This is a genomic window from Shuttleworthella sp. (assembly GCF_057251025.1).
Genome location: NZ_DBHIDN010000022.1, coordinates 1 through 21,850, shown reverse-complemented (window position 1 = coordinate 21,850; position 21,850 = coordinate 1). Strand labels below are relative to the sequence as shown.

Sequence of the window (21,850 nt, the reverse complement as noted above, 5' to 3'; positions counted from 1 at the left end):
GTTGCTATTCAACCTCTCTGACTGAGGGGGCAGCAAAGGAGATTGCCCGCCGATTGTCTGCGGATCCGCCTTGTCTTCGGATCTCTCCAGATCTTCTCCCAGGGGTCCGTCAAGAGATTCCCCAGGGGCCGGTCTGACAGCCAGGACTGACAGGGGACGACATCTCCGTTGGGGGCGACTGCCATATTGGAAAGACCAGCTCCGCAAGCCGGTTCATCTAGACCCAGGGCCCGCAGGGTCTCACTGTCCGCCAGTCCCGGCGAGGTGAAATTCAGGTCCATATCATGGGCATAGGCAAAGTCACAGGCTTCCCATAAGATCCGGCTCAGTTCCTGCCTGCGGAGGGTCGACGCCTTAGACGCCTCCCCTCTGGCATTGCCGGTCACAATCAGACCGGAGACGGTCACGAAGCGGACTCCCATCTCGTGCAGGAAACGCAGGGTATCGATATAGTCCGCATTCAAAGAGCAAAGGGGGGTGTTCGTGGATATGCCGAGACCTGCTGCCAGGGCGTTCTCAATCCCACGAACTGTCTGGTCATAGTGATCTCCTCCCACCAGCCGGTTGTGGACCCGGCGGTCCGCCGCATAGAAGGTAACCTGGACATGATCCAACTCCGCCAGGACCAGCTTCTGGCAGTAATCCTCCGTCAATCGGATCCCGTTGGTGTTGAGCCGGCTGATGAACCAGCGGGCATGACCGATCAGGAGGGGAAGATCCTCCCGCATGGTCGGCTCTCCTCCCGTGAAGGTCAGCTGCGGGATCCCGGCCTGATAACAGCGATCAATGATCCGCACCCAGTCCTCGGTAGACCGTTCCCGGGTCTGCCCCATCTCCTGTCCCGCCGCGTAGCAGTGGACGCATCTCTGATTGCAGTTCCAATGCCCCTCCTTTGTCATTGCGGAGACCATGAGGTCCATCCGGTGGGGAGCTGTCATATAGGGGGCGATGTCTCTGAGAGACAGGCCCCCCAGTTCGATAGCTACAGCCCGTCCCCTGTTGATATCCTCAACCGTCCCCAGGATGATCTCAAGATCTGCGGCCAGCTGCTCGATGGATCTGCGGGGGTAGAAGCGCCGCACTCTTGTCAGAGCTTCCTGCAAGATCTCCGTCAAGCCTTGGCCGCCTCTGCCGGATTCCCTTTCCTCTTCCGAGACAGGTCCATGGGCATTCACCGCATCTATGGCCTCCGCGAGTAGGATCGCCTGTGCCCGCGCAAGGGGCAGATACTCCTTCCCGTTGATAATGACAAGCGCCGGCGGCCTTTTCCCCCATACATAGCGGGGAAAGATCAGGTGGAGGCGCAGGACGTCCCTCGTTCCCGGATTCCAGGTCGTGTGAAGGACCCTGCCGGCATGTTCTTTCATATACAGTTCTTCAGCCAGCATAGCGCCTCCTCACAGGGTCTCCCTCTCTTGCTCACAGGCCAAAGAGCAGGTACAAAAGGCCCAGGTTCACAGCATAGACCGCCACAAAGTAGATGAGCTCAAAGGCCAGGGCCGGGTAAAAGCGCACATGTCCCTCCGCCTTTCCCATAGTCATGCGCATGACAGACTTTTGATTCTCCTTATAGAGCCGACGGTTTTTATCATAGTTATGGAGAAGCACCCCACAGAAAACCGCGTAGATGAAGGGCAGAATGATTGCCTTGGGAAGGGATAGGGACCAGAAGCCGGTCACAAATATGATGCCACACAGCAAGAGTATGCTGATCTGGATGAACTTCTTCTTAAAGGCCTCCTCGTAGAAGTACTTGTGGTCGAAGAGTTTTCCCAGCTTGGGCCCATAGCGGGGCATACTCTCAAGCAAACCAAGGGGCAGGTGCCTGCAGAAGAATTGATAACACTGCTCCATGTGCTCCCTGTCCTCAGGACTTCCGATCTCATAGTGAAAGTTGAGCCTGGCACCCCTGCAGAAGAAGGTAAGCTGCCGGCTGCCATAGAAATACGATTCTCTCTGTATAGCCATGGCCCATTCCTCATAAGAGACGCTTCGCTCATTGCCGAAGAAGCCAACATGACGCGTCCCTGTCTCCTCCAGGTAGCTTCCTGTCTTGAACATCCTCTTCAAGATCGGCATGACAAGCAGGAGATAAATCAGACACCAGGCCAGGAAAAAGCAGGTAGACGGCAGGAGAAAAGAGGGCAGAAATCCCGGTCCCTTATCCGCCAGCCTTTCCATGACGGCAGCCATTCCCTTCCAACGCAACAGCATTCCGATCAAGATATCGGTACTGATGATCACCCCCAGTAGCAGTACGATCTGCCACGCCGACCGGATGGTCTGGCACCAGGCGTCGCTTCTGTCCGGCAGGAAATATGGCCTGCGGCGGAATTCCTCCAATTGACTCTTCTTCATTCTCTATTTGCCTCCATCCAGTCAACGGCAAAGTCACTCGAAGCGGAGATCTTCTGTCTCCTTCCGCTCACCTCAGGCGAGTATAGCACAGGGAATCATTTCTTCCAAAAACCGCAGATCTCCGGCTTTCCACTATCGTTTTAATCTTTTGTAACATCTCTGCTTATTTTTTGTCAAAAGTTCTTTTTTACAAATATCGACTTCAAAATTTGTGACCCATCACAATGAACAAATTCCCTGCATTGACTATACTGATAACAGAATTACTTTTATCCTTTCGATCCTCTGGAAAAGGAGCACATCATGCGACTGCTGACGGTTATGGACGATCAGGCCAGCGAGCACCTCGGCCTATACCACGAACACGGGCTCTCCTTCTACATCGAGACCGCCTCGACCAGACTCCTCTTTGACTTTGGCGCCGGAGCCCACACGCTTGACAATGCGCTTGCCCTAAATCTCCCCCTGGACTCGCTTGACTACATGATCGGCAGCCACGGCCACTATGATCACTCCGGCGGATATCCGGCATTCATCCGGGCCGGTCTTCACCCGCCCCTGGTCACCGGCAAGGGGTACTTCCGGGACAAATACGCCTTACAAGGGATCCGCATGACCTACCTGGGAAACAGTTTTGACCGGGCCTTCCTCAAATCGCATGCGATTGAGCACATGGAGTGCGACGGCCTTCTCAAGCTGACAGACCGGTGCTATGTCATGAACCGCTTCCATCGAACTTATGATTTTGAGACAATTCCCAAGCGTTTTATGGTCCGGGCGGATTCCTCTCCGGAATCGGGAGACGACTTCATCGAGGATGATTTCCCGGACGAGATCTGCCTGATCCTTCGGGTAAGAGACGGACTTGCGGTCATTGTCGGCTGCAGTCATCCCGGGATTCTCAATATTTTAAGCAGTATCCAAGAAGCGTTCCGTCTTCCTATTGTTGCAGTTGCGGGCGGAACCCACCTGATGGAGGCGTCCGATGACAGGATCTATAAGACTCTGGAAGTCATGCGGTCTATGGGAATCCGAACCATCGGCTTCAACCACTGTTCCGGCGGCCGCTTGTCCGAAATCATGCGTGGAGATTTTCCGGATCTCAAGGCCGCCCACCTTGCGGTTGGCGACGGCTTGATCCTCCCGGAATAGGACTGTGACCGGAGGAAGGACAGAGGGGAACCAATGAAGAGCATCGACATGTCGGCATTTTCCGACCTCGCCCAGGATTTCGTAGAGGCGACCTCTTCCCTTGTGCGCGGGCGCGCCATCAACATTATGGATATGACCGGCACCATCATTGCGTCCACAGAGCGTGAACGGGTCGGGAGCTTTCATCAGGGGGCCAAGGAGGCGATTGAGACCGGTCGGACGGTTCGGATCACAAAGGACAATCTGTCTTCCTACAAGGGGGCCAAGGAGGGCTATAATATGCCCATTTTCCGGCAGGGCCGGGTCGTGGGCGTAGTCGGGATCTACGGTCCGGAAGAGGAAGTCCAGGATGCCGCCAATCTCCTTCGGGTCTATGTCACACAGTGCTTCGCCCAGCAGGCTATGGCCAGAAGACAGGTCATGGAGGGGGAACTTCGGAGTCAGCTCCTGGATCTCTATCTTCTGGGCGACCCTGACCGCCGGGAGGAAATCGAGCAGCTGTCCGACATCCTTTCCTGCCGCCTCCGCTTTCCCGTCACCGTCATCGTTCTAAAGACAAGCGCGCCATCGGGGATCTCCGGCTTCTATGACCTCTTGCGCCGGCATTTCGGAAATGAAGAGGTCTTCGCCTCCAATGATGTATACGGGGCCAAGGACAATGTCTTCATCCTGATCCACTCTTCCACCGGCTCCGGGACCACGGACCATTTCCTGGAGATTGCCAAGAAGCTCTGCCTGTCCAGGGGGGACTTTCGCATGATCATCAGTGACCAGTGCGCCAGTGCCGATGAGATTGTGGAGGGCTATATGGAGGCCAAGGCTCTCTTGTCCCTGCCCGGGACCGGGATTGACCTGCTCTGTCAGCCAAGCACCCGCAGCAAGCTCTATATCGGCAAGATCCTGCAGCACGGAGGATCCCACTATATTCGTCAACTTGACCGTCTGCTCCAGCAGGCGGTTACTGAACCGCAGCGGCAGATCCTGCTTGAGAACGCCGACGTCTACTTCCGTATGAACGGCTCTGTACAGGCAGCCGCCGATGCCCTTCACATTCACAAGAACACCCTTCTCTACCGGCTGAACCGCCTGTATGAGATCCTGGGTCTGGGCGAAGGGCCCTCATTCGAGAGAGAACTTTTTATCCGCATGCTGCTTGCCTGTCATGCGGAGGAAGTATAGTAACTTGCAGGCCGAACCGACCTGCGGAAAAGGGAATTTGTAAGGAGGTTTTTATGTTCTATCTGGTTGTGATTCTTGTTGCGGTCCTACTGATGATTCTGGCGATACAGAAATTCCATCTGCATCCCTTCATCGTCATGACGGTCATCTCCATCCTTGTCGGCCTGGTCTGCGGCATCGGGACGGAGGATGTGATCAAAACCGTCAAGAGCGGTTTCGGAAACATCATGGGGAACATCGGTATCGTTATCCTCTGCGGCACGATTATCGGAACGATCTTAGAGAAGACCGGCGCCGCCCTTACCATGGCCAATTCCATCCTGCACCTTGTCGGAAAGAAGCGCAGTGTCCTGACCATGGCGATCACAGGCTATATCACGGGTATTCCGGTCTTCTGTGACTCCGGATTCGTTATCTTAAGCCCCATTATGCGAGCCCTGGCCGCCCAGTCCGACCTCTCTCTCGCCGTGATGGCGACCGCCCTCTCCGGTGGACTCTATGCGACCCACTGTCTGGTTCCGCCGACCCCCGGGCCCATCGCCATGGCCGGCACCCTGAATGCGGACCTTGGCCTGACCATCCTTGTCGGCCTTGCCGTCTCCATTCCGGCGACTCTGGTTGCCTATATTTATGCCCGCAAGATCTCCAGCAAGGTCCAGATCCCGGCCAACCCCGAGAACACGGTGGAAGAGCTTGTCGCTAAATACGGTAAACTTCCCGGCGCCGCTCACAGCTTCGCTCCCATTCTTCTTCCCATCATCCTGATTGCTCTTAAGTCTGTCAGCGATTTCCCCAGCGCCCCCTTCGGATCAGGGGCCATCAAGAACTTCTTCTCCTTCATCGGTAACCCGGTTGTCGCTCTGATCCTCGGCGTCTTCCTGGCAATGACCCTGATCCCCAAATCTGAGTCCAAGAACAGCTTAAAGTGGATCACCGAGGGTGTCACTAACTCCGCTGGAATTCTGGCCATCACCGGCGCCGGCGGTTCTTTCGGGGCGATCATTCAGAAGCTCCCGATCGCGGAGGTCTTAAGCGCCAATCTCCTGGGTCTCGGCGTTGGTGTCTTCCTTCCCTTTATCATCGCAGCTCTTCTCAAGTGCGCAATGGGCGCATCTACTGTCGCAATGATCACCACCTCTGCCATGATGGTCCCCATGATGGACTCTCTCGGCTTCACTTCACCGATTGCCAGAGTTCTTGTCATCATGGCCATCGGTGCCGGATCCATGACGGTCTCTCACGCCAACGACTCCTACTTCTGGGTTGTCTCTCAGTTCTCCGATATGGATACAGAGCAGGCCTATAAGTGTCAGACCGGTATGACCGGGGTGATGGGAATCACCACCATTGTGGTTGTCTTCATCCTGTCACTGATTTTCGTTCGCTAACCCCAGATCAGCCAAGAGAGGCCGTGTCTCAAGCCCTCTTATTCAGAAGGTAGCCGGTCACCGCTCCGACAGAGCCTCCCACAATATGGGCCATGTTGGAGACATTGTCGACGACAGTGAGCCCCTGATAGATCTGCTGTCCGATGAAGATGGTCGCCACCAGAATAAATGTCAGGGGGATTTCCCCATCCTTAAAGCCTGTAAAGGAGGCCAGCACAATGAAAGCAAAGACGATACCGCTGGCTCCGCAGAGCGCGACATAGGGGAAGAAGATATAGTTGACCAGGCCTGTGACAAGAGCCGTCACCGCCATGATCTCAAGTAAGGTCTTCGCCCCGTACTTCTCCTCCAGCATGGGACCTAAGAGGAGCAGATAGGAGGCGTTGCCGATGAAATGCTGCCATCCGCTGTGCCCGATGGCATGGGTAAAGAAGCGGGGATAGGTCAGGGGATCAAGCAGGGAGGAGTGATAGGTCATAAAGAGGAGCCTGGTGCTCCTCCCCCCTGTCAGCTGTCCCAGGGCGACCGCCAGAAGACAGAGTAGAACGAAGCTGAGAACAACGGGGGAATTATAGGAAATCTTGAACTTCTTCATAAAACCACTCCTTTTCTAAAAAGCAATCTCCCCGGCCGCTTGTCCTGGAACGAAGCCGCCTGAAATCATTCTAGCAGCATCGTAGCATTTCTCCCCTGCGGGAACAAGCCGGTCACACAACCTGCTCTTTGCCCATCTCCTTCATTGTCAAAGCCCCCGCCTGGCCGGCTTTTGCGGTCAGGCGAGGGCTTATATACAGTTCCGCGATATCTTGATCAATCAGATGAGTCGGTTGACTTCATCTGCCACAAACTGCACCTTGGGTCCGATGACAACCTGCACCGAGGTCTTACTGGGTCTGATAATCCCGGCAACCCCTGCGGACTTGATCTTCTTCTCATCAACAGCGGTATAATCCTTCACCTCAATCCGAAGTCTTGTGATGCAGTTATCGACGGAGGCCACATTCTCCTTGCCTCCGAGGCCTTCCAGGATAATCCTGGCAACTTCCGTATAATCTCCATTTGTAAGTACAGCCTTCATTTCCTCCGCATTGTCGGCATCATCTTCTCTGCCCGGAGTCTTGAGATCGAACTTGCTGATGGCGAATCGGAAGACGGCATAGAATACGACTGCTGCCGCAATGCCCAGGGGGATGATCAGCCATGTCTTCTGCGCAAGCGGAAGCTGGGAGCTGAATACCAGGTCTGTAAGGCCCGCGGAGAAGGCAAATCCCGCTCTGAATCCGAGCGCAACGGTGATGGTCGTAAATACGCCGTAGAGAATGGCATATACCAGATAGAGTCCCGGTGCAAGGAACATAAAAGCGAACTCGAAGGGCTCTGTCACACCGCAGATAAATGCGCAGAGCGCAGCCGCCCCCAAGAGGGAGATTGCGAACTTCTTCTTCTCCGGCTTGGCAGACCGGATCATTGCAAAGGCTGCTGCCGGAAGACCAAACATCATGCAGGGGAAGAATCCGGACATGTACATGCCTGTAACGCCGGCTGTCCCGGTGTTGCCCCAGAAATTTCCAAGATCATTGATTCCCGCCGCGTCAAACCAGAATACGGAATTCAGCGCGTGGTGGAGTCCGAAGGGAATGAGCAGGCGGTTGAAGAATGCGTATATGCCTGCACCGACGGCACCAAGGCTTACAACAGACTTGCCAAAAGCCACAAGACCGCCATAGATCATTGGCCAGATAAAAAAGAGGATGCCCGATACAACAACCGATACCATGGCCGTTACGATCGCGACAGACCGCTTGCCCGAGAAGAATGCCAGCGCATCCGGAAGCTTGGTATTCTTAAACTTGTTGTAGCAGGCCGAACCGATCAGACCTGCCAGGATACCGATGAACTGGTTCCCGATCTTGCCAAAGGCCGGATTCGCCTCTGCCTGCGTCATAATTGCAATCGTAGCCGGTGCGAGCAGGGTGGTCATCATGAGCCAGGACACGAGGCCCGCGAGCCCCGCCGTACCGTCCTTGTCATCAGCCATACCCACGGCGACACCAATTGCAAAGAGCCAGGACATATTGTCGATCAGGGCGGCTCCTGCTTTGATCAAAAAGAAGCCGATGATTTCGATGGCCCCGGTAATATCACCGCCCTGCATCACGTGTGGCGAGAGAGCATAGCCGATCCCCATAAGAATTCCCGCAACCGGAAGGCAGGCCACCGGCAGCATCAAAGAGCGACCCAGTTTTTGCAAGTATTTCATCATACGAATTTACCCCTTTTCTCATAAACCCCAAATTCTCTGGTTGCAACTCTAAAACATTTGTTGGAAGGCACCCATTCTCGCCCGGACAATCCCCCTTTCCCTCGGATCTCATTTATCTGAGGAACTTCATGATAAGATCCCCTCGATCAACTGCTGCCGGTTCTGCATATACAATCTTCTTGCACTGGTCCGGATTGCATATGATCACCGGAGATTCCAGCCTGCAGCCGGCCTGTCTGATTTTCTCGAGGTCTGCCACCAGCAATAAATCTCCCTGCTTAACGCTTGCTCCTTCTTTGACTTTTACTTCAAATCCCTCTCCCTTGAGCTCGACCGTGTCCAGACCGATGTGGATCAGAAGATCAATCCCCTCTCTTGTCGTGAGCCCAATGGCGTGCTCTGTCGGAAATACGCTTGTGATCTTTCCGTCTGCAGGAGCGCAGATCTCATTCTCCTCCGGGATGACTGCAACCCCCTTTCCAACCATCTCCTCGCTGAAGGTAGGATCCGGTACGTCTTGAAGCCGGATCAACTTTCCCTTCACCGGCGATACGATCTCCGTTTCCTTCTTTCTAAAAAACATCCAAATGCCCCTTTCACAATCGCTGCCCTGTCCCCGCGTCGGAGGACTCGCTCAGTCTAGTCCGTCAAATCACGGATTCTCTTGATTTGAATTGCGAAATACAGCTCTTCTTCCTCGGTAAAACGACATTGGTAGACCTCTCTGACATATCCGCTCACCCTCCTGGCCATCCCCCATTCCCCGGGATAATGGTCCTGAATAAAGCGGAGGAGTTTCCCATCGCCCTTTTCCTTGATCGGCTGCGCCATGATCAGTCGGTAGCTCAGAAGCTTCATCCCCGCCACAAAGCTGTCCTTCTCGACACATTCCCTCTCAAATCCGGGGAACTCCTCTGAGACGAGCCTCAAAATATCCCCCATCATCTTGGTGATCTTCCAGGTATCGCGCACCTTGATGTTGAACTCGGCATTGACAAAATGAATGGCCAGAGCCGCGGCCTCATCTGCCGGGAGTTGATATCCAAGTCTTTCATAAATCAGCGAAAGCGCATGGGTCCCAATCTGATATTCCAGAGGATAGAAGCGCCGTATCTCATGTTCCATCGGAATCGGGAAGGTCTGCCCCTCTTCCTTTCGCCTGATCGCAAAACTGATGTGGTCCGTAAGCGTAAGATAGATATTGGGATGCAGGTCTGTATCCAGCTTGTCTTTGGCATAAGAGATGATCTCGTTCGAGACCTGTATGTAAGCAAGCGGAATCCCGGCTAATAGATCCTTGAAGCGTCGCAGGGCGTCCTGGTCTTCGATCGTAAAGATCTTATCGATATCGCCTTCCCGCAAGAGGTCGCCTTTTTTCTTGCCAAAGCCGATCCCCCTGCCCATAGCCACAACTTCTCTTCCCTCACTGTCTCTTGAGCTCACAACATTGTTGTTGATAATCCCCTCTATGAACAACTCTTTTCTCCTCGCTGAGAAAGCCCCCTATCTCTTGAGAGGGAAAACAAAAAACCCAAATTTTACAGATCTATAGAGCTCATCTGTAAAATCGGGTTTTGCCCTCTCGGTAACAATCCGTCCGTATTGATAGTCCGATCGTACTACGAATCGGCTATGTTGTCAATATTTTATATTTTACTCTTATTTTGATAAAAATTTCCGTCATTTTGTTCCCATCTCCTTTCCTGTTCAAAATGCCAAATTCGATCTTCGATCTTGACGAATTAAAAATAGGTCAATATGTTACAATAGTAAATGTAACTAAAAGAGCAGGGTTAGATTTCATTTTACAGGGGGGTTTTAAATGAATTTCGATGCAAAGCTGCAAGATCTCGAGGAATTTTTTGGTGATTGGGTCAGGGGAGACCCCGAAAACGCCCGAGAGAACTGTGCGAAAATGACAAATAAGCTCTATCCCTATGAGCGTCTCTTCTCTCCCATCAAGGTAAACAAGACGCTCATCAAAAACAGGGTCGTCATGGGGCCCATGGGGAACCTCATGATGTGCGAGGAGACCGGCCGGCCCAATGCCAAGATGCTCGAGTACTTTTTCGCCAGGGCCAAGGGAGGTGTCGGCCTGCTCACAACCGGCCTGATCCCGGTGAGTCACGGGATCGATCCCACGGTGACAGAAGCCGGTGACAGGACCATGTTCCCCAGAATCGACCGGTACAGGACCGTATTTGCCGGCTGGAGAGACCTGGCCCAGGGCGTTCATGCCTATGGTTCCAAGATATTTGTACAGCTCACGCCCGGACTCGGAAGAGTGGGGCCTCCCACCTGCTTTATGACCAAGGGCAAGCTCCCCAGGTCCGCCTCCTTCAATCCCAACTTCTACATCCCGGAGCTTCCCTGCCTGAGACTTACGGATTATAGCCTGCGGAGGATTGTCAATAACTGCGGGCAGGCGGCCGCCGACGCCAAGGAAATGGGACTGGACGGCGTCTACCTTCATGGGCACGAGGGCTACCTGCTCGAGCAGCTTACCAACCCTGCGTTCAACCGAAGGCTCCTGGGCCGCTATTCCAAACCGGAGCAGTTCGGTCTCGAAATCATAAAGAAAATCCGGGACAGGGTCGGCCCCGACTACCCCATCATGTACCGCATCGATCTCTCCCTGGCCCTAAATGAGACCTATGGGGAGAAAATGAATACGGTTCCCTCGCTCAAGAAGTTCCGAAAGGGGCGCAGCATCGAGGCTACCCTTAGTTACATGAAGCATCTGGTTGAGGCCGGCGTCGATATCTTCGACGTCGATATCGGCTGCTACGACAACTGGTGGCTTCCGCATCCGCCTGCCGGGATGCCTGCCGGCTGCTTCCTTGACATTTCCAGGATCGCCAAGGAATACTTCGCCGCAAACAAAATCCTCTCCAACGCGCAGGAGGAGGTCCCCATCGTTGCTGTCGGCAAGCTCGGTTATCCGGACCTTGCGGAGAAGGCCTTGAGGGACGGCGACTGTGACATGATCATGCTGGCCAGGCCCCTGCTCAGCGATCCCGACTGGTGTAACAAGGCATATGGGGGGAAAGTCGACGAAATACGTCCCTGCATCGGCTGTCAGGAGGGCTGTGTCAATGAATTCATCCTGGGCGGTCATCCCCAGTGCGCCGTGAATCCCCGAACCGGATTCGAGGATCTGCTCCCTGAGGAAGTGATTCCCGCTCAAGTCAAGAAGAAGATCGCCGTTGCCGGTGCCGGCCCCGCCGGAATCATTTTCGCGGTCACCGCCGCCAAGAGAGGGCACCAAGTCACCCTCTTCGAGAAGAGCGACCGGGTGGGCGGCAAGCTGAATCCCGGAAGCGCGCCTAAGATCAAGTTCGATGTGGCCAATTATGTGGACTACCTAAAACACCAGATCCGGCTGGCAGAGGAGAACTACGGCCTCTGTCTCAAGCTGAACACGCCGGTTGACCTCGACCTGCTCAAGGCGGAAAACTACGACACCATCGTCTGCGCTTACGGAACCAAGGAGATCATCCCCCCCTTCGAGGGGCTCGACCAGGTGAAATGGGTCCTTGGCGTAGATCTGCTTGAGAATCCGAAGCTTCTCGGCGACGCCCGCAAGCTTGTCGTTGTGGGCGGCGGCGTCGTGGGCTGTGAAACTGCCTACTGGCTCAAATACGAGCACGACCGGGAGGTCACAGTCATCGAGATGATGCCTGATTTCATGGAAGGCGTGTGCACAGCCAACCGAGGACACCTCCTCCATTATCTGGAGAAGAGCGGCGTAAGTCTGATGAACTGCGCCAGGGTCGTCTCCTTCAGCAAGAATCGGGTCCACGTGCAAAAGAACAACTCGAAAAACGTTCCAAATCCATACACGACCTGGCGTCCCCTGCTTCCCGAGAATATCCCCAATCCTCTGGCCAAAAAGCCCGGCGACTCCAGGGAGGATATAGCCATCGATGCGGACCTTGTGGTCCTGGCCCTGGGCGGCAGACCCGATCAGACACTCTACTATGATGTCATCAAAGCAAAGATCGCTCCCGAGGTTCTCAATATCGGCGACAGCGAGAGGGCCGGAAGAGTGCTCGAGGCCGCAAGAGCCGCCTATCGAATGGCTGTCAGGATCTAGTGGAGCCGATTATGAAAGGACAGACAAGAGGAATGAAACACCATCCCAAAATCTATGCCCTGACCGGCAAGGGCGGCGTTGGAAAGACCTCCATTTCCGCGGCCCTGGTCAAGGCCCTCATAGAGGAGTATCCCGACAAGAAGATTCTTGCCATTGACGCAGACCCTGCCATAGGACTTGCGACAGCCCTTGGGATCAAGCCCCATCTCACCTTAGACGATATCCGCGGAGAGATCATCTCGCATGTGGAGGGAGGAGACACGAAGACAGCCATGGAGCTGATCTCCGAGTCCCGCTATAAGATCGCGGAGGCCCTCGTGGAAGAGGACGCATTCGCCTTTCTTGCCATCGGAAGGCCCGAGTCGGCAGGCTGTTACTGCAGAATCAACTCCTACTTAAAGGAGGTCATCGCTATGGTCTCCGACCAATTTGACTATGTTGTCATTGATGGAGAGGCCGGCGTCGAGCAAATCAACCGAAGAGTCATGGAGAGAGTCACTCATCTGATCCTGGTCACGGACACCAGCAAAAAGGGAGTTGAGGTGATCAAGACCATTGCGGATGTCGCCTCTGAAATGGTCGAGTACGATGAGATCGGCGTAATCATAAACCGCGTGGAGGATATGTCTCGGGTCGACAGGCTCGATCTGGCCGGTCTGAAACGCCTTGCCGCAATCGAGTCCGATCCCCTGCTGGCCGAATATGATTTCGAGGGAAGAAGTATCCTTAATCTTCCGGATGATTCCCCCGCCATCATTGGGGCAAAAAGAGCACTGGAAAGACTGGGGAGCTGAGTAATGAAAGACTTAAAGCATATGGCTTTCTTCGAGAAAGTCCTTGAGAGCGCCCATAATGACCTGGTGAGAAAGGCGCGGGAGGAGGACCATCAGATCGCGATCGGCTACACCTGCTTCCACATCCCGGAGGCCCTCATGAACCTGCCCGGCTGTTTCTCTGTCAGGCTCCGCGCGCCCTTTATGGGATCTACCGATATCGCCACCTACTATCTGGCGAGCAGTTCCTGTGAATTTGTAAGAGCGCTTCTGGAGCGAGGCATAGAGGGCGGATACCGCTTCCTGGACGCAATTGCGGGCGTAGACATCTGCGAGTGCATGAACCGCTGCTATGAGAACATGGAACTCCTCGGATGTGTGGGAGAGGGCAATGACCGTTTCTTCATGACCTATATTGATGTCCCCGGAAAAGACGAGGAGATCTCGGTCACGCACGTCGCCGAGCAATTGCGAAGGAAGCTTCTTGTTCCCCTAGCGGACAAGTATGGGATCGACACGTCAGACCGGGCCTTGCGACAGGCGGTCTCCGACCACAATGAGATCTGCGACCTGATTACGGAAATCGGAAATTTCCGGAAGCTGGACAATCCCCCCATCACAGGCGCGGAATTCCACAAAATCTGCCTGGCCACCTATGTCTGCCCCAAGTACCTGATCAAGGACCGACTGAGGGAGACCCTGGAGGAAATCCGGACCAGAGAAGCGGACTCCAGGAAGCGCTTTCGGGCCAGACTTGTGATCGTCGGCGGAGAGATTGACGATCCCGAGATGATCGAGCTCTGTGAAGAGAGTGGTGCTCTGATCGTGGCGGACCGCTTCTGCTACGGGTCGATTCCCGGAAGACAGCGGATCGAACTCAACGACCGGGAGGATGTCCTCATACAGATTGTCAGGACCAACATCCAACAGACTGCCTGTCCCCGCTACATCACGGACCGCAAGATCCGCTACCGGCAGGAGCAGGCCAGGCAGCTGGCCGCGGATTACGGGGCCGATGGCATCATTTATGAGCAGATGAAATTCTGCACCTACTGGTCCTATGAGAGAACCCTGCAGAGTCACGTTATGACAGAGGAGTTCGGCATTCCCACCCTGTCCATCGACAGGCCCTACCGGGCCGGGCCGTCCGGCCAGCTCAAGACAAGGGTACAGGCCTTCGTGGAGAGTCTGGAAATCAAGAAGATCAAGGCGAGAGCCGCACAGAAGGAGGCCCTATCCCATGCTGAATAGATTCAAAGACAAGCTTCCTGCCGTAAGAGAATACCTGGAGGGCGCTGCCGCCGATATTCCTTATATGCTAAAGGATATGAAAGCCGCCCTTCCTGTTCTGATAGACTACGTCAAAGAGAACAAGGACACACTGAAAGAGCGGGCGGCCGAAGATGCCAGGCACTACTTGAAGCCCAGAGTCCGCCTCCATATTGAGGGGAAGGGAGACTACTATCAAGAGGGCTATCGGTCCTTGAATCAGAGGGAGTGGAAGGGATTCAAGGATACCGCCTATGATTTCAGAAGATGGCTCAAACTCTACGGCTATATGCTCGTGACACTGGGCCCTCATCCCTATGCTCTGCTCAAATCCTTTGTCCGCTATCCTTGGATGGCGACCTACCTGACGGCCGCCAATATGCTGGACCGGCATAAGCTCGGGCTCAGGGGCAAGCAGCTGAGATATACGGAGGAGCAGTTCTTCGGCGTCATTCATAACTCCGTCGAGGTCATTCTCCATATCCTCGAGAGGGACGCGAACCTCCACAGTCCCGACAATCGGAGGGCCGCCAGGCTCAGGGGCAAGACGGTGATGTTCGACGAGATGACCCCCTCGATTATCATGGCCGGCTTCCCGGATCTTGACTGGATCGACGTCGCCATGTCCCCGGTCTGTCTCCCCGGGGAAGTTGACCAATTCGCCAATATCTACTATGTAGATGCCGCGGAGAGGCAGGGACTTGCTCCTGATGTGTGCCCCCTTCCGTCCGCGGAAGTCGGATGCGCCATTGTCGACGACTACCCCCGGGTGGGATCCTCCTTTGTGACCAGCTCCATGCCCTGCGACGGTTCAATCGGCGCCGCCCTCTTCACCAGCAGGTACTTCAAAGACCTCCCCCACTTCGCTCTCACGCCTCCGCAGAGATTCAACGAGCCGGAGACTCTGGACTACGCGGTGAAAGACGTCAAAAACTGTATCCGCTTTATTGAAGAGACCTATGGGGTTCATTGGAACTGGGACCACTTCTGGGAGAAGGCCAGGGAATACAATCTGACGACCCAGTGCATGCTAGACAAGTGGGATATCAACTGCACTCCCTATCCCCAGGTGGCCGGAAGCGCGCTCTCTCTCCAGAGAGAGTACGAATTCCAGACCGCCGCCTGCCTGGATCCCTATATGACCCGGCAGGACCTTAAGGTTACAGACATGATGCTCAAGGGCTATGAGGAGGATAAGCGGGCAGACCGGCGCGATTACAAGTACCGGGCCATCGTATGGTGCTGTCCCGCCCACTACTACACCCACTTTACCACCTGGGCAGAGCAGGTGTGGGGAATCAAGACTCTGGTCGACATGGAGAGTATGTTGAGCCATCATTTCTACCACATCGGCGATCCGGACGCCGCCCTCGCGGACATCGCGATGGCCTATGAGAGAATGATGATGCGATCCCATTCCAACGGCGGATATGTCAACGCCTTGGATGAGTGCTGGAAGATGTGCGAGAAGTTCAACGCCAACATTGTCATCATGTACGACCATGTATCCTGCAAGAACTTCGGCGGACTGCACGGACTCTTCGAGGACCAGGCCAGGGAGAGGGGCATCCATCTCATCTGGGTATCCCACGACCTCATGGATCCCAGGACCGTCTCAAGAAAGGCGATGCGGGACGCTGTAAATAAGTACATGGTGAACGTGTTCCGGGAGACCCCTCTGGATCCGACCTACATGGACTATCCGGATGAACTTACATGGTAATCAGGCAGAAAGGACCAGGCAGAGATATGAAATATTTTGGCGGATGTGACGTAGGATCAACCTACACAAAAACGGTCATCCTCGACGAGAAGGGCAAGATCGTCGCATCAAATACCATCAAGAGTAAGATCAACAGTCGCGAGAGTGCCGAACTGGGGCTCAAGAAGGCCCTGGCAGAGGCAGGACTCAAGAGTGCGTCCGACCTCTCCTACCTGATCGGCACCGGCTACGGGAGGAACAAGGTCCCCCAGGCCCAGGAGAATATCAGCGAGATCAGCTGTCACGCCATGGGGGTCCACATCACAAACCCCGAGGTCGAGGCCATCATTGACATCGGCGGCCAGGACGTCAAGGGAATTGCCGTAGACCATGACGGAACGGTCAAGACCTTCGCCATGAATGACAAGTGCGCGGCTGGGACGGGCAGGTTCTTTGAGTCCATGGCCAATGCCTTCGAGCTCTCTTTGGATGAATTCTCGAAATTAAGCCTGACCGCCAAGAACGTCATCCCGATCACGGCGCAGTGCACCGTGTTCGCGGAGTCTGAGGTCATCACCCTCGTGGGCGAGGGCCAGCCCAGAGACGAGATCGCCGCGGGGATTCAGCAGGCCGTTGCCAAGAGATGCTTTGTCATGGCGAAGAAAGCGGGCGCCAAGAACTCCATAACCCTCACCGGCGGCTGCGCCAAGAATGAGGGCCTAAAGCGAGCCATCGAGAAGGTTCTGCGAATCAAGGTCATTGACCTGGCGATTGATCCTCAGCTCATGGGCGCTCTTGGCGCCGCTGAATTCGCCCGTCAGAAGGGCCTTGACCGGGCGGCAAACTAAACGGAGAAAGAAGATACCACTATGAAAAATCTGATGCGCCTGCTGGGCAAAATCCTCGCCATCTTTCTGGTTCTCACCGGAATTCTCTTTGTCGTCTACATCACCAACGCGGACTCAAAGCTGGTAGAATTCATATATGATAAGCTTTGGGAATTCCACCACAGCAAAACGATCGAGGACCATATTTGACGATGAATGTATACGACAAGGTAATCCGAGACAGCCGAGCCCTCCTCCGGGGCTCTAAGGTCAGAGAGCTTCCCTTCGGTGGAGGGAAGCCCTGGCCCATGCTCCGGGAGAATGAGTTCCTCCTGCGGAGGGACGTGGCCTATGAGCTTGGAATCCGAACCAAGCCAGGGGTCTGCTTCAATGCGGCAACCAGCAACGGAGACCTCCTGAAAAGAGACCGGATCCTCCTCTACGGAAGAGACCTACCCGAGATCCGGCATGACACGGTCTTCTCCCGAATCAGCTTCTTGCATATTGATCCCATCACAGACCCCAATCAAGCCTACCGGACCATCAAGAAACTGGAATTCGCCAGATTCAAGATCCTCCCGCAGGGCTATATGATCCTGTCTTCCAGCATGGAGAACCGCGAAAATGTGCGGGTCAGCAAGGAAGCCATTGCGCGGGGACTGGACTTTACGACCATCGGGAATATCATCATTGACCACTATAAGAAATCCTTTCCGGTGAACCGGGCAGAGGTCCTCTTCATCACAGAAGAGCTGCCCGTCATCCGGCAGCTGGAGGAGGAAGGCCGCAAGGTCAACGATATCACCAATGCCTTCGATCACATCCTAAAAGACATCATTCTGGACTGTGACCTCTGTCCCCTCCACCCGATCTGTGACGAGGTGGAGGAACTACGGCAGCTCCACTTTGAGGCAAGCTCCTGAGGAACATGGAAGAGAATCCGATGCGCCGGTCTCCTTGCATCATTCTGCTCAATAAGTAAATTGCTCCGTCAGATTGGACCTCTCGATCAGCCTGCGATAGAGCGGAGATCGATTCAGAAGTTCTGTGTGGCTTCCGGTCGCCTCTACCTTTCCCTCGTTCATCACGACGATCTGATCTGCTTTTTCAATGGATTTTAGCCTGTGGGAGACAATGATGACCGTCTTCCCCGCAATCAGCCGATTCAGCGCCTCCTGTATCTTCCGCTCATTTTCCACATCCAAGCTGGCGCTGATTTCGTCCAGGAGAAGGATGGGGGCGTTCTTCAAGAGCGCCCGCGCGATGGAAATCCTCTGCCGCTCGCCGCCGGAGAGTTTACTTCCGTTCTCTCCGATGGCCGTGTCATATCCCTCCGGGAGCTTTAAGATGAAGTCCTCACAGTTGGCCATTCTGGCCGCCTGCCGGATCTCCTCGTCCGTCGCATCCGGCCGTCCCATACGGATATTGTCCAATACGGAGGCGTTAAAGAGGATGACATCCTGAAAGACAAAGGACACCTTGTCGAAGAGGGCGTCCGTGGATATCTCCCGGATATCCCTGCCGTCGATGCTGATGCTGCCGTCATCGTAATCATACAGGCGGGAGATCAGACGCAGGATGGTGGACTTTCCGCAGCCGGACGGTCCCACAATGGCTGTAACCTGCCCCTGCTTTGCCAGAAAGCCGGCCCCGTCGATCACCCGGTTTTCCTCGTTATAGGCGAATCTCACATCCTTCAGTTCGATATCAAAATTCCCAAGTTCCACATCCCTGCCGGTCTGTACGGGTGTATTCCGCAGTTCATTGATGCGCTTGACTCTGGCGTCCAGGTAGAAGATCTCTGCAAAATTTTCCTCCGCGGCTCCTACCGCGTCCACCAGCCGCATGGATGCCAGCAGAAAACCGATCACATAGATCAGCCGGACTGCATCCGCCCGCAGCAGGGCTGCGGAAACCACCACCACACAACCGATGCTTAACTTCATAATCGCGGTAGACAGGAGGATCGGCATGGACTGGGTGAGTTCCGCGCGCACCCGCAGCCGTTCGGCGGCATCCAGAGAAGCTGCTGCCGCCTCATAGTTCTCCTTCTCGAAGCCACAGCTCTTAATCTCTCGCTGCATCTCGATGGCCTCCTGGAAGGTCTCCGTGGTCTCGCGCATTTTCCAGAAATACTTTCCCGTCCACCTCCTTTGCGCCTTCCGGGACAAGAACATCAGGGCAAGGCCCAACACCATCGGAATCAGAGTTGCAATCCCCAAAAGCGGGTTGGAGATCAGTAGGAGGATGGCCATGACGATCAGGAAGAAGACATAGGCAATGCAGCGCGGTATGGAGTGACTCATGGCGTGCTCAATGTCTGTCACGTCCTGCATAATGGTCTGTGCCAGGTCACTTAAATCATGCCGGGAGAAATAGGAAAGAGGCAGTTCTTTCAGCCGATCCGCGATCTCCAGGCGAAGGGCTCTTGCCTCCTTATAGGTGGTGTTGAAGGTCAGGATATACTCGCGGTCTATGATGAAATATAGAACAGCAAGTGTCACGGCAATGATCAGCAGATAATACCATGCGGGTTTTACAAGTCCTTTTAGCACATTGTCCCCATAGTACATGGCGATCAGCATCAGGGCCATGTAGCCCGCATTCACAAAGAAAGAGGCGAGGGCTGCCCGGCGCACGGCCCGAATCCCGCTGTCTGTCAGTCCGAATTTACGCTTTAAGAAATCACTCACGCGACCACCTCCCATTCATTTGCCTGCATGAACTCCTCCTGCAATTTCTTGTAGACGGAATCGTATGCCATCAGCTGCTTGTGGCTCCCGCGCTCAATGACCGCTCCCCTGTCAATGACCAGGATTTCATCTACATCCGTGATGGAACTGAGCCGGTGCGCGATCATGATGACCGTCTTGCCTCGCATGAGGTTGGAGAAAGCCTTCTGGAGCTCATACTCATTTTCCGGGTCCGCCGCGGCGCTGGCCTCATCTAAGATGACAATCTTCGCCTTCTTTAAGATGGCCCGCGCGATGGCGATTCTCTGCACCTCGCCGCCGGACAGGTGGACGCCTTTTGCGCCGATCACGGTGTCTTCCCTTTGCTCTAGCTTATCAATGATCTCATCGCACTGCGCTAAGTGCAGGGCCTCCATGACTGCCTCTCGCCCGGCATGGGGACAGCCCATCTGCACATTCTCAAAGATGGACTTCTTGAAGAGCTTCGCATCTTGAAAGACATTGGCAATATTCTGCGACAGGGCCCGGTCGGTGTATTCGCTGATGTCGTGTCCGCCGATCAGAATCTGCCCCCCATCCAGGCGGTAGAAGCCGGAGATGAGCTTAGCCAGCGTGGTTTTACCAGAGCCTGAGGCCCCCACCAGCGCATAGGTCTTGCCCTCCTCCAATCGGAGGGAGAGCTGATCGATGATCTTCTTCTCCTCGTAGCCGAAGGTCACGTTTCGAAACTCGATGTCTGTCCCTTCCATCCAGTCACGTCGGCCTGCAGAGAGCTTCCCCTCCTCCATCTTGCGAAAGAGTCCCTCGATTTTATCAATGCAGCTGTTTGCCTGGTAGATATGCATTCCCAGATACATCACCCGGTTCAAGGCCAGATAGAGAATTCCGTTGAAAAGGGCATAATACAGGAATTTGGCCAGAAATACCCTGGGATTGGTTCCGGGTCCGTAACCGAAGAAGAGGACGACCAGGAATACCGCGTTGTAGAAGACTTGAAAGAGGACATACCACTTCCTGCAACTTAAGCTGTAGCGCAGAGCAAGATCCGCATAGTCTGTAACCGACCGGTAAAACTCGCCCAGCGACCGCACGCTGGTCTTAAAGATCTTCAAGACATGAATGCCACGTACATATTCAACCGCGCCGGCATTCATCTTGTCGGACGCCTCCATATACAGCTTCATGAACTCCTGATCTCCCATCATCTGACGGATAAAGAGTATGCCGATGAAAAAACTGGCCGCATACAGGACTCCCAGCCGCCAGTCCACATAGAAGGCCAGGGGAATCCCCAGGATCGGTGTGAAAACGGCCGAGGTCAGATCCGGAATCAGGTGGGCCACACTGGAATGCGTCAATATCGTGTTGTCGTCGATGATCTTGCGAATCCGGCCGGATTCATTCATGTCATAGAAGCGAAAGGATGCCTCCATCAGGTGCCGGATCCCCTGCTTCTTCAAGTTCGTCTCCAGACGAAAGGCCAGAAAATGCGTGGACCAGAGCGAGAGAAAGTACACGACCACATTGGCGATCAGGAAAAGTACAATGCGGATGGCAAAGGTAAGAGCTCCGTCCATGTCCGCGTCAACAATCACTTTTTGCAGAAAACAATAGAGATAATAGTAGCTGGCGATCAAGAGAACCGCGGCGATGAGGGCAAGGGCCACTCCGCCATAGGCGAATCCGAGGCGGTCCGGCGCATAGGTTTTTAGTTTCTTATAGATCATACTCTTCCCTTTCTGTAAGCTGAATCGTCCCTTTCTTTTCGAAACGATTGATGGAATCCTTCTTGTGTTAGTTATAACTAACCTATATCTATATTCTACTCGATCGATCTGATATCTTCCAGTACTTTTGATCCCCTATCTCCTCGTCACTCTCTCTAAAAGGCCTCCTCCGATTTCCCGGAATCCGTCAGAGAGGAAATGGAAAGAGGCCCTTTGAGAGAAGATCTCTCTTCTCCCAAAGGGCCTCTCTGAAAAGCATATTGCGCAAAAGCGTTCTCTGATTTCTCATCTTGACATTTCAATCTCCTCTATGCGCAGATATACAGGAGAACTCGCTGTTTCTATACGGTGCTCCAGGTGAAAGGGGTTCCAGCGCCTCGGCAATCTTACGGTACATCGGCACTTCCACGCCGAAGGAGTCTG

The 21,850-nt window shown here is 54.4% G+C and carries 18 protein-coding genes; 10 read left to right on the top strand and 8 right to left on the bottom strand.

Annotated features, from left to right (window positions below; translation table 11 throughout):
* Positions 1–8 precede the first annotated feature (8 nt).
* A complete protein-coding gene (locus ACO5R6_RS06225; protein ID WP_485626328.1) occupies positions 9–1,388 on the bottom strand; it encodes a radical SAM/SPASM domain-containing protein in 1,380 nt (459 codons plus the stop codon).
* Between the two features lie 31 nt (positions 1,389–1,419).
* Positions 1,420–2,358: a hypothetical protein gene (locus ACO5R6_RS06220; protein ID WP_485626327.1), complete on the bottom strand. Its 939-nt coding sequence runs from the start codon at positions 2,356–2,358 to the stop codon at positions 1,420–1,422.
* A gap of 303 nt (positions 2,359–2,661) precedes the next feature.
* On the opposite strand from ACO5R6_RS06220, the gene ACO5R6_RS06215 reads away from it, so the two are divergent.
* From ACO5R6_RS06215 to ACO5R6_RS06205, 3 genes are read left to right on the top strand one after another with little or no spacing between them, the layout of a single operon-like run.
* Positions 2,662–3,510 (top strand): MBL fold metallo-hydrolase, encoded by an 849-nt coding sequence (locus tag ACO5R6_RS06215; RefSeq protein ID WP_485626326.1) that lies wholly within the window; start codon positions 2,662–2,664, stop codon positions 3,508–3,510.
* Positions 3,511–3,543: 33 nt separating this feature from the next.
* Positions 3,544–4,689: a CdaR family transcriptional regulator gene (locus ACO5R6_RS06210; RefSeq protein ID WP_485626325.1), complete on the top strand. Its 1,146-nt coding sequence runs from the start codon at positions 3,544–3,546 to the stop codon at positions 4,687–4,689.
* 53 nt (positions 4,690–4,742) lie between these two features.
* Positions 4,743–6,077, top strand: a complete 1,335-nt coding sequence (locus tag ACO5R6_RS06205; RefSeq protein ID WP_485626324.1) for a GntP family permease — start codon at positions 4,743–4,745, stop codon at positions 6,075–6,077.
* A gap of 28 nt (positions 6,078–6,105) precedes the next feature.
* Here ACO5R6_RS06205 and ACO5R6_RS06200 read toward each other — a convergent pair whose 3' ends face one another.
* The 4 genes from ACO5R6_RS06200 to ACO5R6_RS06185 all read right to left on the bottom strand — a co-directional run bounded on the left by ACO5R6_RS06200 (position 6,106) and on the right by ACO5R6_RS06185 (position 9,816).
* On the bottom strand, positions 6,106–6,672 hold the full coding sequence (locus tag ACO5R6_RS06200; RefSeq protein ID WP_485626323.1) for a rhomboid family intramembrane serine protease: 567 nt from the start codon (positions 6,670–6,672) through the stop codon (positions 6,106–6,108).
* Positions 6,673–6,891: 219 nt separating this feature from the next.
* A complete protein-coding gene (gene nagE / locus ACO5R6_RS06195) occupies positions 6,892–8,340 on the bottom strand; it encodes an N-acetylglucosamine-specific PTS transporter subunit IIBC (protein ID WP_485626322.1) in 1,449 nt (482 codons plus the stop codon).
* Positions 8,341–8,452: 112 nt separating this feature from the next.
* On the bottom strand, positions 8,453–8,923 hold the full coding sequence (locus ACO5R6_RS06190; RefSeq protein ID WP_485626321.1) for a PTS sugar transporter subunit IIA: 471 nt from the start codon (positions 8,921–8,923) through the stop codon (positions 8,453–8,455).
* 56 nt (positions 8,924–8,979) lie between these two features.
* A complete protein-coding gene (locus tag ACO5R6_RS06185) occupies positions 8,980–9,816 on the bottom strand; it encodes a PRD domain-containing protein (RefSeq protein ID WP_485626320.1) in 837 nt (278 codons plus the stop codon).
* Positions 9,817–10,255: 439 nt separating this feature from the next.
* Here ACO5R6_RS06185 and ACO5R6_RS06180 point away from each other — a divergent pair, with 439 nt between their 5' ends.
* From ACO5R6_RS06180 to ACO5R6_RS06150, 7 genes are read left to right on the top strand one after another with little or no spacing between them, the layout of a single operon-like run.
* On the top strand, positions 10,256–12,436 hold the full coding sequence (locus ACO5R6_RS06180) for an oxidoreductase (protein WP_485626319.1): 2,181 nt from the start codon (positions 10,256–10,258) through the stop codon (positions 12,434–12,436).
* A gap of 11 nt (positions 12,437–12,447) precedes the next feature.
* Entirely contained in the window at positions 12,448–13,230 is a 783-nt protein-coding gene (locus ACO5R6_RS06175; protein ID WP_485626318.1) for an ATP-binding protein, read from the top strand.
* Positions 13,231–13,233: 3 nt separating this feature from the next.
* A complete protein-coding gene (locus ACO5R6_RS06170) occupies positions 13,234–14,460 on the top strand; it encodes a 2-hydroxyacyl-CoA dehydratase family protein (protein ID WP_485626317.1) in 1,227 nt (408 codons plus the stop codon).
* The gene (locus tag ACO5R6_RS06165; protein WP_485626316.1) at positions 14,450–16,201 is read left to right on the top strand and encodes a 2-hydroxyacyl-CoA dehydratase family protein; all 1,752 of its coding nucleotides are present in this window, start codon (positions 14,450–14,452) and stop codon (positions 16,199–16,201) included. Before ACO5R6_RS06170 ends, ACO5R6_RS06165 begins: the two co-directional genes overlap by 11 nt.
* Before the next feature lie 26 nt (positions 16,202–16,227).
* Positions 16,228–17,028, top strand: a complete 801-nt coding sequence (locus ACO5R6_RS06160) for an acyl-CoA dehydratase activase (protein ID WP_485626315.1) — start codon at positions 16,228–16,230, stop codon at positions 17,026–17,028.
* Positions 17,029–17,049: 21 nt separating this feature from the next.
* A complete protein-coding gene (locus ACO5R6_RS06155) occupies positions 17,050–17,217 on the top strand; it encodes a hypothetical protein (protein WP_485626314.1) in 168 nt (55 codons plus the stop codon).
* 2 nt (positions 17,218–17,219) lie between these two features.
* Positions 17,220–17,930, top strand: coding sequence for a hypothetical protein (locus ACO5R6_RS06150; RefSeq protein ID WP_485626313.1), 711 nt, complete (start codon positions 17,220–17,222; stop codon positions 17,928–17,930).
* 48 nt (positions 17,931–17,978) lie between these two features.
* Here ACO5R6_RS06150 and ACO5R6_RS06145 read toward each other — a convergent pair whose 3' ends face one another.
* Positions 17,979–19,700: an ABC transporter ATP-binding protein gene (locus ACO5R6_RS06145; protein WP_485626312.1), complete on the bottom strand. Its 1,722-nt coding sequence runs from the start codon at positions 19,698–19,700 to the stop codon at positions 17,979–17,981.
* Positions 19,697–21,427, bottom strand: coding sequence for an ABC transporter ATP-binding protein (locus ACO5R6_RS06140; RefSeq protein WP_485626311.1), 1,731 nt, complete (start codon positions 21,425–21,427; stop codon positions 19,697–19,699). The genes ACO5R6_RS06145 and ACO5R6_RS06140 overlap by 4 nt, the downstream gene beginning before the upstream one ends.
* Positions 21,428–21,850: the final 423 nt, after the last annotated feature.

What these genes read in the sequence shown, in the direction of transcription:
- ACO5R6_RS06220 (WP_485626327.1), bottom strand. Translation starts at nt 2,358, where the DNA reads ATGAAGAAGAGTCAATTGGAGGAATTCCGCCGCAGGCCATATTTCCTG.
- ACO5R6_RS06170 (WP_485626317.1), top strand. Translation starts at nt 13,234, where the DNA reads ATGAAAGACTTAAAGCATATGGCTTTCTTCGAGAAAGTCCTTGAGAGC.
- ACO5R6_RS06160 (WP_485626315.1), top strand. Translation starts at nt 16,228, where the DNA reads ATGAAATATTTTGGCGGATGTGACGTAGGATCAACCTACACAAAAACG.
- ACO5R6_RS06150 (WP_485626313.1), top strand. Translation starts at nt 17,220, where the DNA reads ATGAATGTATACGACAAGGTAATCCGAGACAGCCGAGCCCTCCTCCGG.
- ACO5R6_RS06175 (WP_485626318.1), top strand. Translation starts at nt 12,448, where the DNA reads ATGAAAGGACAGACAAGAGGAATGAAACACCATCCCAAAATCTATGCC.
- ACO5R6_RS06215 (WP_485626326.1), top strand. Translation starts at nt 2,662, where the DNA reads ATGCGACTGCTGACGGTTATGGACGATCAGGCCAGCGAGCACCTCGGC.
- ACO5R6_RS06155 (WP_485626314.1), top strand. Translation starts at nt 17,050, where the DNA reads ATGAAAAATCTGATGCGCCTGCTGGGCAAAATCCTCGCCATCTTTCTG.
- ACO5R6_RS06140 (WP_485626311.1), bottom strand. Translation starts at nt 21,427, where the DNA reads ATGATCTATAAGAAACTAAAAACCTATGCGCCGGACCGCCTCGGATTC.
- ACO5R6_RS06210 (WP_485626325.1), top strand. Translation starts at nt 3,544, where the DNA reads ATGAAGAGCATCGACATGTCGGCATTTTCCGACCTCGCCCAGGATTTC.
- ACO5R6_RS06180 (WP_485626319.1), top strand. Translation starts at nt 10,256, where the DNA reads ATGACAAATAAGCTCTATCCCTATGAGCGTCTCTTCTCTCCCATCAAG.
- ACO5R6_RS06190 (WP_485626321.1), bottom strand. Translation starts at nt 8,923, where the DNA reads ATGTTTTTTAGAAAGAAGGAAACGGAGATCGTATCGCCGGTGAAGGGA.
- ACO5R6_RS06200 (WP_485626323.1), bottom strand. Translation starts at nt 6,672, where the DNA reads ATGAAGAAGTTCAAGATTTCCTATAATTCCCCCGTTGTTCTCAGCTTC.
- ACO5R6_RS06225 (WP_485626328.1), bottom strand. Translation starts at nt 1,388, where the DNA reads ATGCTGGCTGAAGAACTGTATATGAAAGAACATGCCGGCAGGGTCCTT.
- nagE (WP_485626322.1), bottom strand. Translation starts at nt 8,340, where the DNA reads ATGATGAAATACTTGCAAAAACTGGGTCGCTCTTTGATGCTGCCGGTG.
- ACO5R6_RS06165 (WP_485626316.1), top strand. Translation starts at nt 14,450, where the DNA reads ATGCTGAATAGATTCAAAGACAAGCTTCCTGCCGTAAGAGAATACCTG.
- ACO5R6_RS06205 (WP_485626324.1), top strand. Translation starts at nt 4,743, where the DNA reads ATGTTCTATCTGGTTGTGATTCTTGTTGCGGTCCTACTGATGATTCTG.